This is a genomic window from Amycolatopsis japonica, from assembly GCF_000732925.1.
Taxonomy (GTDB): Bacteria; Actinomycetota; Actinomycetes; order Mycobacteriales; family Pseudonocardiaceae; genus Amycolatopsis; species Amycolatopsis japonica.
Window position 1 is genome coordinate 1,001,672 of sequence record NZ_CP008953.1, and the last position, 12,982, is coordinate 1,014,653.

Annotated in this window: 10 protein-coding genes; 6 read left to right on the forward strand and 4 right to left on the reverse strand. The window is 69.2% G+C overall.

Annotation, left to right across the window (positions count from 1 at the left end):
- The 4 genes from AJAP_RS05010 to AJAP_RS05025 all read right to left on the reverse strand — a co-directional run bounded on the left by AJAP_RS05010 (position 1) and on the right by AJAP_RS05025 (position 5,621).
- Positions 1–1,101: an aromatic ring-hydroxylating oxygenase subunit alpha gene (locus AJAP_RS05010; RefSeq protein WP_038508597.1), complete on the reverse strand. Its 1,101-nt coding sequence runs from the start codon at positions 1,099–1,101 to the stop codon at positions 1–3.
- Entirely contained in the window at positions 1,098–2,243 is a 1,146-nt protein-coding gene (solA, locus tag AJAP_RS05015) for an N-methyl-L-tryptophan oxidase (RefSeq protein WP_038508599.1), read from the reverse strand. Before solA ends, AJAP_RS05010 begins: the two co-directional genes overlap by 4 nt.
- Entirely contained in the window at positions 2,240–4,678 is a 2,439-nt protein-coding gene (locus AJAP_RS05020) for a GcvT family protein (protein ID WP_038508602.1), read from the reverse strand. Before AJAP_RS05020 ends, solA begins: the two co-directional genes overlap by 4 nt.
- Positions 4,679–4,835: 157 nt before the next feature.
- Positions 4,836–5,621 (reverse strand): IclR family transcriptional regulator, encoded by a 786-nt coding sequence (locus AJAP_RS05025; RefSeq protein ID WP_038508605.1) that lies wholly within the window; start codon positions 5,619–5,621, stop codon positions 4,836–4,838.
- 152 nt (positions 5,622–5,773) lie between these two features.
- Between AJAP_RS05025 and AJAP_RS05030 the strand changes: the two genes are divergently transcribed.
- The 6 genes from AJAP_RS05030 (at position 5,774) to AJAP_RS05055 (ending at position 12,467) form a co-directional block, all read left to right on the forward strand.
- Positions 5,774–6,091 (forward strand): bifunctional 3-phenylpropionate/cinnamic acid dioxygenase ferredoxin subunit, encoded by a 318-nt coding sequence (locus AJAP_RS05030; protein WP_037341010.1) that lies wholly within the window; start codon positions 5,774–5,776, stop codon positions 6,089–6,091.
- Positions 6,088–7,224, forward strand: a complete 1,137-nt coding sequence (locus AJAP_RS05035; protein ID WP_038508607.1) for an NAD(P)/FAD-dependent oxidoreductase — start codon at positions 6,088–6,090, stop codon at positions 7,222–7,224. The genes AJAP_RS05030 and AJAP_RS05035 overlap by 4 nt, the downstream gene beginning before the upstream one ends.
- 111 nt (positions 7,225–7,335) lie before the next feature.
- On the forward strand, positions 7,336–8,013 hold the full coding sequence (mtrA, locus tag AJAP_RS05040; RefSeq protein WP_005150760.1) for an MtrAB system response regulator MtrA: 678 nt from the start codon (positions 7,336–7,338) through the stop codon (positions 8,011–8,013).
- Positions 8,014–8,056: 43 nt separating this feature from the next.
- Entirely contained in the window at positions 8,057–9,736 is a 1,680-nt protein-coding gene (gene mtrB, locus AJAP_RS05045; RefSeq protein WP_435826540.1) for an MtrAB system histidine kinase MtrB, read from the forward strand.
- Positions 9,733–11,463, forward strand: coding sequence for an LpqB family beta-propeller domain-containing protein (locus AJAP_RS05050; RefSeq protein WP_038508613.1), 1,731 nt, complete (start codon positions 9,733–9,735; stop codon positions 11,461–11,463). The genes mtrB and AJAP_RS05050 overlap by 4 nt, the downstream gene beginning before the upstream one ends.
- Positions 11,464–11,828: 365 nt before the next feature.
- Entirely contained in the window at positions 11,829–12,467 is a 639-nt protein-coding gene (locus AJAP_RS05055) for a ComF family protein (RefSeq protein WP_038508616.1), read from the forward strand.
- Positions 12,468–12,982: the final 515 nt, after the last annotated feature.

Consider the following 12,982-nt stretch of genomic DNA (forward strand, 5'->3'; position numbering starts at 1 on the left):
CTACCTGAGGCGATTGAGCAGCCAGGTGTGGAACTCGCCGATGTGGTGTTCCGAGGGCATGAGCACGCCGCCCCCGCGGTAGGCACGGGACGCCATCGCGGGCTGGCAGCGTTCGCAGGCGTCGAAGTCCTGCTCGTTGACGCGGTGGAACAACTCCACCGACCGTGACACGTCCCGTCCCGACGCCACGACCTCCTCCGAATAGAGCCAGTCGCATTCGACGACCGTCCGGTCCGGCGCGAGCGGGTACATCCGGTGGAAGATCACGTGGTCCGGCACCAGGTTCACGAACACCTGCGGCCGGATGGTGATCGCGTAGTACCGCCTGTCCTGGTCGTTCGCGACGCCGTCGAGCCGGTCGAAACCCGAACGGCCGTCGATGGTGAACCCCTCCACGTCCTCGCCGAATTCGGCGCCGTGCCCGACGTAGTACTGCGCCGCGTACCCGTCGGCGAACTCCGGCAGCACCTCGGTCAGCTCCGGATGGATGGTCGCGCAGTGGTAGCACTCCATGAAGTTCTCGACGATGAGCTTCCAGTTCGCCTTGACGTCGTAGGTGATCCGGCGCCCGACCGACAGTTTGTCGAGGCGGTACCGCTCGATCGACTCCAGATCGCCCAGCCGTTCGCGCACCGCGCCTTCGACGTCGGCCTCGAACGACGGTGGGTCCGCGGCGAGGCAGACCCACGCGTAACCCAGCCACTCCCGCAGGTGCACGGTGTGCAGCCCGTACTCGGCCCGGTCGATGTCGGGCAGGTTCGCCAGGTTCGGCGCCGCGATCAGCTTGCCGTCGAGCCCGTACGTCCACGCGTGGTACGGACACTGGAACGCGCGTTTCACCGTGCCCGATTCCTCCGTGCACAGCCGGGCGCCGCGATGGCGGCAGACGTTGAGGAACGCCCGCAGCCCGCCGTCCCGGCCCCGGCTGACGAGCACGCTCTCCCGTCCTATTCGGACAGTGCGGAAGTCGCCGGCCGACGGCAGGTCCGCCGACCGGACCGCGCAGAACCACCGGCGCTCGAAGATCTTCTCCTGCTCGGCCGCGAAGATGGCGGCGTCGGTGTAGTAGCCGCCACCCAGCGTGGGGATGAGACTCGTCATCTCGCGACTCCGGCGAACCGGGCGGGGTCGAACAGGCCGATCGGATGCGCGGTGGTGCCGTCCACGACCAGGTCGGCGAGTATCTCGCCGACCACCGGGACGAATTTGAAGCCGTGCCCGGAGAAACCGCAGGCGACCACCACCCGCTCGTGCTCGGGATGGCGGGAGATGACGAAATGCTCGTCGGGCGTGTTCGTGTACATGCAGGTCGCCCCGCGCAGGAACGTGCCGGGCAGCGCCGGCATCTTCCGTCCGACGAACTTCGAGATCTCGGCGACCTCTTCGGCGTGCACCGTCCGGTCGATGGTCTCGGGCGTGCAGGGCCTGCCGCCGCGGAAGAACGCGACCTTCACGCTTCCGGCGTCGTCGTGGGAGGGGAAACCGTAGAACTGGCGGCCGCCCTCGCCTTCCCAGACGTAGATCGGATGCCGTTCGGCACGGAACGGCGTCACCTCACCCGATGGTGCGAACCAGTACTGGACCTGCCGTTCGATGGTGAACTCGATCCCGAGTTCGGTGAGCAGGCCGGGAGCCCAGGCGCCGGGGCAGATCACCAGCTGTTCGGCGGTGTAGAAGTTCTGCGCCGTGCCCACCCGGACCCCGGTGGACGTCTCCCGCCAGGAAAGGACCTCCTCCTCGTGGTGCAGCTCCGCCCCGGCCCGCGCGGCGAGCTGGAGATGCGCCGCCACACTGCCTTCCGGCACCACGAAGCCGGCGTTCTCCTCGTACAGCGCGATTTCGTGGTCCGCCGGGTTCATCGTCGGGAACCGGCGGCGGATCTCGGCCGCGTCGAGGAGTTCGTGCGGCAGATCCCAGGTCCGCGCGCTCGCCAGGCTGCCCGACACCGTCCGCGAATCGGGACCGCCGAGCATGATCCCACCGCAGCGGGTGAAGATCTTCCGCCCGGAATCGCGTTCGACGCCCTCCCACAGTTCGTGCGCCCGCAGCAGGAGCGGGACGTACGCGGGGTCCTCGAAGTACGCCTGGCGGGTGATCCGCGAGCCGCCGTGGCTGGACCCGAGGTTGTGCACGGGCGCGAAGCGGTCGATGCCCAGCACGCGGCGTCCTCGCCGGGCGAGCCGGTACGCCGCGGCACTGCCCATCCCGCCGAGGCCGATGACGATGACGTCGTAATGACTCATGCGGCGCTCCTGATCCGGGCCATGGCGGGGTCGAACAACGGCTCGTTCGCGACGACGGCGGGGATCCGCTCGCCGAAGTACTCGATCTCCAGCGGCCTTCCCGGCCGGCTGAACTCGACCGGAAGCCAGGCGTAGGCGATGTTCTTGCCGACGGTGTAGCCGTACGCGGCACTCGTGACGTACCCGGCGGGACGGCCGTCGGCGTACACCGGTTCCTTGCCGAGCACGACGGTGTACGGATCGTCGACGGTGAGACAGGTCAGTTTCCTGGTCACCGTTTCCTCCGAGCGACCGGCCAGCGCGTCCCGGCCGACGAAGTAGCCCTTGTCCATCCGCACGGCGAACCCGAGACCGGCCTCGTACGGATCGTGCTCGGTGGTGACGTCCGTGCCCCACAGCCGATATCCCTTCTCCAGCCGCATACTGGAGAAGGCGTCCCGTCCGGCGGCGATGATCCCGTGCGCCTGCCCCGCTTCCCAGATCGTGTCCCAGAGTTCGTGGCCGAGGTCGGCGCTCGTGTACAGCTCCCAGCCGAGTTCGCCCACATAGGACAGTCGCATCGCGATCACCGGAACATGGCCGATGTACGCCTGTTTCGTCTTGAAGTAGCCCATGGCCTGATGCGAGAAGTCCGTTGTGGACAGTGTCTGCAGTACAGCTCTCGCGAGCGGGCCCCAGAGCCCGATACAGCAGGTGCCCGGGGTGGTCTCGTGGATCTGCGCGGCGCCGTCGCCGGGGAGATGCCGCCGGAGCCAGTCGATGTCGATGGCGCTGTTGACGCCGACCTGGAACCGTTCGGCGCCGAGCCGGGCGACGGTCAGGTCGCTGCGCACGCCGCCGTCCTCGTCGAGCAGCAGGGTGTAGGTGACCGAGCCGGGTTTCTTGCCGAGCTGGTTCGTGGTCATCGTCTGCAGGAACGGCAGCGCGCCGGGACCGGTGACCTCCACCCGTTTCAACGACGTCATGTCGAACATCGCGACCCGCTGCCGCGCGACCAGTGCCTCGGCGCCGCCGATCGGCGACCAGTACCGGGCGGCCCAGTCGTTGCGCGCGGGGACGCGGTCGACCTCGGGAAGGTTCGCGTTCGCCTCGTACCAGTGCGGACGTTCCCAGCCGCCCGCTTCGAGGAAGAAGGCGCCGAGCTCGGCTTGCCGTTCGTAGAAAGGACTCGTCCGCAGTGGCCGTGGTTCTTCCATGGGCTGCAAGGGATGGACGATGTCGTAGACCTCGACGAAGCTCTGGCAGCTCCGTTTCATGACGTGGTCCGGCGCCAGTTGCACCCGCTCGAACCGCGCGAGATCGCAACCGTGCAGATCCGTTTCGGGCCTGCCGTCGACCAGCCACTGCGCCATGGCGCGCGCGACCCCGGCCGAATGCGTGATCCAGACCGCTTCGGCGACCCAGAACCCGTCGAGGCCGGGGTGTTCGCCCAGCAGCGGCATGCCGTCCGGGGTGAAGGAGAACAGGCCGTTGATGCCCTCCTCGACCTTGGTCTCGCCGAGTGTGGGCAGCAGGTCGACGGCGGCGGTCCACGACGCTTCGAAGTCCGCGGGGGTGAACGTCAGCTCCGAGGGCATTCCCTCGCCGGAGCCGATCTCCTTGGCGGGCAACGGCATCGGCCGGTGACCGTACGCGCCGATGCCGATCCGGTCGACGTGTTCGCGGAAATAGAGGTCGGCGTCCTGATGGCGCAGGATCGGCCTCGTGGCCTCCTCGGTCACGCCGGCGAGTGACGGCAGGGGACTGGTGCGCGCGTACTGATGCGCCATCGGGACCAGCGGGATCGTGAGGTCCACCAGTTCGCCGAGCACCGGCCCCCACATCCCGGCGCACGAGAGCACGATGTCCGCGCGGAAGCTCCCGGTCTCGGTGGTCACGCCGGTGACCCGGCCGGCCGACCGCTCGACGCCGACGACCTTCTGCCGCGCGATGAACCTCGCGCCGCGTCCGATCGCGCGGCGGGCCTGTGCCTCGGCCGCCCGGAGGGGATGGGCCAGACCGTCGGAGGGGATGTGGAATCCGCCGAGCACCTTGGCCGGATCGAGCAACGGATGCAGCGCCGCGCATTCGCCGGGATCGATCAGCCTGCTTTCGACCCCCGACGCGGTGGCCCAGCCGTGCCGCCGCGCCAGGTCGGCGAGCCGTTCCGGGGTGGTGGCCACCTCCAGCCCGCCGACCGGGCGGAAACAAGGGTTCCCGTCGAGGTCGAGCGTGCCGTATTTGGCGACGGTGTAGCGGGCGAACTCGGTCATCGTGCGGCAGGCGTTGGTCTGGAAGACCAGACCGGGCGCGTGCGACGTCGACCCGCCGGTGGCGAACAGGTCGCCCTGTTCCAGCACGGTGACGTCGGTCCAGCCGCGTTCGGTGAGTTCGTCGGCGAGCGCGCAGCCGACGATGCCGGCGCCGATCACGACGACGCGGGGTGCGGGGGGCATGGTGAGGGGTACCTCCTGCCTGCCCGGAAAGTCCACAAAGGACCATCGGGCATCGGGGTGACAGGCGCTGTTGCGAATGAGGCACGTTGTTCCGTCTTCAGCAACAAAGTGCGGCACCGGCGGGCGCGCTGTCAAGAGCCCGAAGAGGTCGGCCTCTTCACTCGGCGAAGTACCCCAGCTGTGCCGAAAGATCAGCCGACGCCTCGGTCAGCGGCCGGACGATCTGCCGCACCCGCTGTTTCGAAAGCCGGTACGACGGGCCCGAAGCGCTCATCGCCGCGACGACGTCGCCGCCGGGTCCGTGCACCGGCACCGCGACCGCGTGCATCCCCAGCTCCAGCTCCTCGAAACAGGACGCGTACCCGTCCTCGGCGACCCGCTCCAGCTCCGCGGTCAGCTCGTCCGGATCGACCGTGGTCCGCGGCGTGAACTGTTCGAGTTTCCGCCGGAGCAAGCGTTTGCGCTCGACGTCGCCCATGTACGCGAGCAGCACCTTCCCGCTGGACGTCGCGTGCAGGGGCGTGCGCTGCCCGGTCCAGTTCTGCGTGGTGATCGCGGCCGAGCCGCGGGCCTGGCTGACGTTGATCGCGACACCGTCGTCGGCGATCGCGATGTTGACCGTCTCGCCGAGCGTCTCCGCCAGGCCCTGGCAGGTCTGCCTGCCCAGTTTCGCCAGGTCCATCCGGCCGGTGGCGGCGCCGGCGAGCCGGACGATGCCGAAGCCGATCGCGTATTTGCCGCGTTCGCCGAGCTGCTCGACGAGGCCGCGGTTCTCCAGGACGCTCAGCAGACGGGAGGCCGTCGACTTGTGCACACCGAGCTCGCCCGCGATCTCGGTGATCCCCGTTTCCCCGTTGCGTGCCAGCAGTTCCAGCACGCTGATCGCGCGGTCGACGGACTGCACCTGGCTGGATGTTGCGTTCCCCGCGTCCTGGTTCCGCATGACGCAACAGTAGCCGTTTCGCCCGGATCCGCTCGGCTGAGTGGGCGAATCCCTTGACGCACCGGCCCCTCGGGGGTGATTGTTGCGCAGAGCACGTCCCGTCTCGTAATGCGCAACATCAACAACCGTCGGTCCTTTCCCCGGAGGCCCCGATGATCCGTGCCTGCTCCGTCTCCGAACTGCCCGAAGGCGAAGCCGTCCGCTTGGCGGGCCCCGTGCCCGTCTCGGTCTTCCATTCCGAGGGCGCTTATTACGCGCTCGACGACACCTGCAGCCATCAGGACGCGTCGCTCGCCGACGGCTGGATCGAAGGCTGCTACGTCGAATGCCCGCTGCACGCCGCGCGGTTCGATCTGCGGACCGGCGCGCCGGACTGCCTGCCTGCCAAGAACGCCGTGCGCACGTACCCGGTCGTGGTCGCCGACGGGGTGATCTACGTGGACACCGAGGTGCGGCAGGACGTCGCTTGAGAACCGTCGCCGTCGTCGGCACCTCCCTGGCGGGGCTCCGCGCGGCACAGGAATTGCGCGCCCAAGGCTTCGACGGGCGGCTGGTGATGATCGGCGCCGAGCCGCCGTACGACCGGCCGCCGTTGTCGAAGGATTTCTTGCTGGGCAAGGTTTCCGCCGACGACATCGCGCTCGCCGGGCAGGACGACCTCGACGCGCTGGCCGCCGAATGGCGCCTCGGCGTCCGCGCCGAAAAGCTCGGTCGCGAGGGCGTGACCCTCGGCGACGGCACCACGATCGCCGCCGACGGTTACGTCATCGCGACCGGAGCGGTGGCCAGAACCCTTGACGCGGCAAGGAGTCTGGCGGGCGTGCACACCTTGCGGACGCTCGAAGACGCGCTCGCCCTGAAGCAGGCTCTCGCGGCCGGGCCTTCCGCGGTCGTCGTCATCGGCGCGGGATTCATCGGCGCGGAGGTCGCGTCCGCGTGCCGGCTGCTCGGCCACGAAGTGAGCGTGATCGAGGCGATGCCCGTGCCGCTCGCCCCCGTCCTCGGCGCGCGGATGGGCGCGGTGTGCGGGGAACTGCACGCGGAGAACGACGTCCGTCTGATCGCGGGCGTCCCCGTCGCCGGGTTCACCGGAACCGGCCGGGTCACCGGTGTACGGCTCGCCGACGGCCGGGAGATCCGCGCCGATCTCGTCGTCGCCGGAGTGGGGGCGCGGCCCGCCACCGAATGGCTGACCGGCTCCGGGCTCGCCGTCGACGACGGGGTGCTGGTCGATTCCGGCTGTGTCACAGCGAATCCCCGAGTGATCGCGGTGGGTGACGTCGCGCGGTACCGCTGCCCGCTGCGCGGCGTACGGGTCCGCGCCGAGCATTGGACGGCGGCCGGGGAACAGCCGGGCGTCGCGGTCTCGAACCTGCTCGCCGGCTCGACCGTCACGCATTTCGCACGACACGGTTACTTTTGGTCCGATCAGTACGGACGGCGGCTCCAATTCGCCGGAGTGGCCACGGAAGACGTGCGGATCGCCGAAGGTGACACGGCTTCGAAGCGCTTCGTCGCGACCTATCACCGCGGCGATGTGCTGACCGGTGTCTTCGCGATCGACTCCCCGAGGCCGTTCACCAGGCTCCGACGTGCTCTCTAGGGGCAGAAGACCCTACTCGGATGGAGCAATTTGCCCGATTCGATGATCTTTCTGGTGGTCACATCGCCGGGTCGCGCGCCCGCACGGGGAAACTAGTGCGAACATAGGTTTATGAAGGCACGTGTTCTGGTCGTCGACGACGACCCTGCTCTCGCGGAGATGCTCACCATCGTGCTGCGTGGGGAGGGGTTCGACACAGCCGTCGTGGCCGACGGCTCACGGGCGCTGCCCGCGCTTCGTGAGCTGAAACCGGACCTGGTCCTCCTCGACCTCATGCTGCCCGGCATGAACGGCATCGACGTCTGCAAGGCGATCCGGGCCGAATCCGGCGTGCCGATCGTGATGCTCACCGCCAAGAGCGACACCGTGGACATCGTCCTCGGGCTCGAGTCGGGGGCCGACGACTACGTGGTCAAGCCCTTCAAGCCGAAGGAGCTCGTGGCCCGCGTCCGCGCCCGGATGCGCCGCACCGAGGCCGAGCCCGCCGAGTCGCTGACGATCGGCGATCTCGCGATCGACGTCCCCGGCCACGAGGTGACGCGGGAGGGCAAGGCCATCCCGCTGACCCCGCTCGAGTTCGACCTCCTGGTCGCGCTCGCCCGTAAGCCGCGGCAGGTGTTCACCCGCGAGGTGCTCCTCGAGCAGGTGTGGGGCTACCGCCACGCCGCCGACACCCGGCTGGTGAACGTCCACGTCCAGCGGCTGCGGTCGAAGGTCGAGAAGGACCCGGAGCACCCCGAGGTGGTGTTGACCGTTCGCGGTGTCGGGTACAAGGCCGGCCCGCCGTGATCACCCCATGACCGGACGCTTGCGAAGGCTCGCCCAGACCACGATGCGCCAGTTCCGGCGCATCGTGGTTTTCGTGCGCCGCAAGATCGTGTCGTTCAACGAACTGTGGCGGTATTCGCTGCAGTTCCGGGTCACCGTGTCCACGCTGGCGCTGTCGTCGGCCGTGGTGTTCGTGCTGGGCATGGTGCTGCAGAACCAGATCACCGATCGGCTGGTCGAGACCAAGCAGAACGCGGCGATCGCCCAGACCAGGGCGGTCGTCGAGACCGCGGCCGCCGAGCTGGTCGGTGTCGGCACCGAAAGCCCGGAAGCGCTCACCGCGCGGATGAGCAACGCGCTGAAGAAGATCTCCAGCACGACGTCCTCGCAGGACGGCGCGGGATCGACGGCGGGCACCTTCGAACCGGTGCTGGCCGCGGGCGGCCGCGATCAGTCCAGCAAACCGGTGGCCGCCGGTCCCTACGACCGGGTGCCGGTGCGGCTGCGCCAGTTCGTCGAGACCGAGCAGCTCAGCTACCTGACCCACACGGTCACCGAGGCCGACGGCGGCAAGACGACGTACCTGATCGTCGGCGCGCCGGTGAGCACGATGATCAACCCGCTCCAGCTCTACCTGCTGTACCCGCTGACCAGTGAGCAGAACACCGTCTCGACGGTGCAGAACACGCTGCTCGTCGGCGGGCTCGTCCTGCTGCTCCTGCTCGCCGGGATCACGAACCTGGTCACCAGACAGGTGGTCCGGCCGGTCCGGCAGGCCGCCGCGGCGGCCGAACAGTTCGCGGGCGGGGAACTCGACCAGCGGCTCGCCGTGCTCGGCGAGGACGATCTGGCCAAACTCGCCGTGTCCTACAACGAGATGGCCGCGAGTATCCAGCGGCAGATCCGCCAGCTGGAGGAGTTCGGCGGGCTGCAGCGCCGGTTCACCTCCGACGTCTCGCACGAACTGCGCACCCCGCTGACCACCGTCCGGATGGCTGCCGACGTGCTGCACGCGTCGCGCGAGCAGTTCCCGGCCGGGCTCGCCCGCTCCACCGAACTGCTGGTCGACGAACTCGACCGGTTCGAGGCACTGCTCGGCGACCTGCTGGAGATCAGCAGGCTGGACGCCGGTGTCGAGGAGCTCTCGGCCGAGCTGATCGACGTCCGCCCGATCGCTACCAGGGCCGTCGAGCAGGTCCGGGTGATCGCGGGCAACGCGGGAAGCTCGGTCGAACTGGTCCTCCCGGACGAGGAGGCACCCGCCGAAGTCGACGCGCGCCGCGTCGAGCGGATCCTGCGCAACCTGCTGGCGAACGCGGTGGACCACAGCGAGGGGAACCCGGTGGTGCTGACGCTGGCGGTCAACGAGACCGCGGTCGCCATCACCGTGCGGGACCGCGGCGTCGGGCTCCGGCCCGGCGAGGCGGAACTGGTGTTCAACCGGTTCTGGCGCGCCGACCCGTCCCGTAACCGCCGGACCGGCGGCACCGGCCTCGGCCTCGCGATCAGCCAGGAGGACGCCCGGCTGCACGGCGGCGTGCTCGACGCCTGGGGCGAGACCGGCCACGGTGCCTGCTTCCGGCTCGTGCTGCCGCGGCGGCAGGACACGCCGATGGGGGAGAGCCCGCTGCTCCTGCCCCCGCCCGATCACAAGGCGACCGACACGCACGGGTCGTCCGGACTGCTCGAAGTCCGGCCCGCGCCCGACGCGATCCTCGCCGAGCCCGAGGAGGTCGGCCGGTGAAACGGCTGCTGGCCCTGCTCGCGGTGTTCCTGCTGGTCGCAGGCTGCGCGAACATCCCGCTCGAATCCCAGCCCGTCGTCGTCTCCGGGGACAAACCCGGCCAGGCGCCGGCGGACGTCCCCGAACCGGCGGCCGGGATCGACCCGCTGACCGTCACCCGCCAGTTCATCCGCAACTCGGCGGCGCCGGGCACGGCGAGCGCCGCCGCGCGCGTCTACCTCGACGACGACGCCCGGCGTAACTGGAAGCCGTCGCCGGGGCTGACGATCATCGACGACACCTTCGGCACCGTCTACGACACTTCGTCGTCGTCGGGGAACCCGGACGAGCAGGTCGTGAACGTCCGCGGGTTCAAACTCGGGACCCTCAGCCCCGACAGCGCGTTCCTCCCGGTGAAGGCGGAGTACTCGCAGCAGTTCAAGCTGCGGAAGCAGCAGAACGGCCAGTGGCGGATCGTGGACCCGCCGCAGGAACTCGCCGTCACCGACGAGGACTTCGCGCTCAACTACTTCCGGGTGCCGATCAGCTTCTACTCGCCGGACTCCGGCGCCTTCGTCCCCGACCTCCGGTACGTCGCGGCGAAACCGCAGGCCGGATTGCCCGGCCGGGTGATGGACCTGGTGCTGCAGGGTCCGTCGGAGGGGTTGAAGGGCGCGGTCAAGGATCTGCTCGGCGACCAGGTCACCATCGAAAGCAACGTGCGCAGCACGGACGACGGGACACTGGACATCAACCTGACCGGTGTCGGCGGGGCCAGCCTCGTGGACCGGAACCTGATCGCCGCGCAGATCGTCCTGTCGCTGCAGACGGTGACGCTGAGCCGGGTCCGGCTGCTGGCCGACGGCACCGCGCTGGTGCCGGAACACGAATACTGGCGCTCCAGCGAACTGCCCAACTACAACGTGGACATCGCGCCCAACTCGGAACTGCTGGGGCTGATGACCGTGAACGGGCGGGTCCGGTCGCTCGGCGACGGGCAGCCGGTCGGCGGGCCCGCGGGCAACGGCGGGTACAAGGTCGTCAGCGCCGCGCAGTCCGTCGACGGCAAACGCCTCGCGGTGGTCGAAGAACGCGACGGCAGGCAATGGCTCCGGGTCGGCGACCTGGGACACGACCTCGCGTCGGTGGACCTGTTCGGCGGCAGCCTGAGCCGTCCCACCTGGCGTCCGGTCGCCCGTGGCGGTGGCGGGGTCTCCGGCGAGGTCTGGACGGTGGTCGACCACAACACCGTCGCCAGGGTCACCCTGGCCGCGGACGGCCGCTGGGTGAAAGCCGGCGTCGACGCGACCATGCTCACCGGGCTGGGGCAGATCACCGAACTGCGCCTTTCGCGCGACGGGTCCCGGCTGGCCGCGGTGGTCAACGGGCAGCTGGTGGTCGCCTCGATCGTGCGGACGGCGGACTCGGTGGCCCTGCGGGCGCCGCGGAAACTGCAGGAACGCGACCTCAAGGACGTCGTGGACGTCGACTGGGCGACCCAGGACCACCTGATCGCCGCGACGTCGTCGAATTCGCTGCCGGTGGTCAAGGTGCCGCTGGACGGGCAGCGGATGGACCCCTTCAGCGGCTCGAACCTGACCCCGCCGGTGCACGGCGTCACCGCGGCGCCGAGCAGGCAGAACCTGGTCGCGGACGCGGGCGGGCTGTGGGTCGCCTCGGAACTGGGCGAGGTCTGGCGGCCGCAGGCGCACACCGTCACCGATGCGGACCCGTTCTACCCGGGCTGAGGTTTCGCCGAAGTACATGAAGGCCCCCTTCCTTGCGCTCAGGTACAGGAAGGGGGCCTTCATGTACTTGGGGCATCGCCGAGGGGAGCAAGGGACCTTTAGTACCGCTAGCTTTCCTAGCGCTGCTAGCGAAGCGGAAAGTCCGTGAAGGCCTCCTTGAGGGACCCTGAGTCCCTCAAGGAGTCCTTCACGGACCGGGACCCGCGCGAAGTAGCCGCGAAGCCCCGAAGCGCCCTTCTCCTCGATTGACTTTTTCAACGACGCCCAGCCATGACCGGCCCCCTCGCGACGCGATGTGTCCAAAGCGGACCGGTCACGCCCCGGCAGCGTCCGGAACTGTCGGAGCCCCGGCCGACACTCGCCCCATGTCCAAACTCCTGGATCTCCTCATCCCCGCCCGTTGCGCGTCCTGCGGAGCACCGGGCGCGCCCAGTTGCGCGACCTGTCAGACCGCTTGGGGTTCGCTCAGCGAGATCATCCGAGGCCCGACGGCCGGCCTCGTCCCCGTCTACGCCCTGGCCCCCTACGCCGACGACGCCCGTCGCCTGATCCTCGCCTACAAGGAACGCGGCCGCCGCGACCTCGCCCCCTCCTTCGGCCGCGCTGTCGCCGAAGCCCTCGCCCACCTGCCCGAGTCAGGGCCGGAGCCGTGCCTCGTCCCGGTCCCTTCGCGACGGTCCGCCTCGCGTGTCCGGGGTGGACCGCACGTCCGGCGCATCGCCGAGGAATGCGTGAAAGCACTGGCGGACAAGGGAAAGTCGGCGATGGTGGCACCCGTCCTCAAGCTCGGGGCCGGTGTCCGTGATGCGGTGGGGCTCAACCGCGCCCAGCGGTCGGCGAACCTCGACGGCCGAATTCGCCTGGTCTCGGGAGCCTGCCGGGAGAAGGTCGTTCTTCTTGACGACGTGATCACAACCGGAGCGACCGCCGCCGCTTGTACGCGCTTTTTGGACATAAGCGGAATTCACGTTTCCGCGGTGGTAGCGCTGGCCGCCGCCGGGTGATCGGGGCGTCACCTACAAGAGTGATGAATGATCGGGAACGGGAATGGGTACATGGGCGTTGACGGGATATGAGGGACCTTCTGGGGAACACTCCGACGGCCCGCCACTCCACCGGGGTGGCGGCGGATTCCTCCGGGCACGGCCCACTGGGCACCCTCCGCATTTTCCTGTCCGAAGGCTTGCGCCGTCCGCGTGAAAACAAATCACGGGGACGACGCCCGACAAGCCGGATTGTCCCGCTGGCCACAGGGTCGTCGTCGCGTGCGGTGACGAGGTCTCACGTCCTGATATCCCCCGGCTCGGGGGCTGTTGCTCGCGGCGTGATGCAGCTAACGTGCAGCGCTATCAGCAATCCCGGCAGGCAGGGAGGTGACCAGCCCATGTCCCTGGCGCCGGAGCCGCGCTGAGTCCGCGCTCGGACATCCGACACGAGACGTCGTGGCCGTATGCCGAGTTCCCTCACCGCCCGCGATCCGGGCTTCGTCCCCGCATTACCGGCGCCCTAGTGAACACAT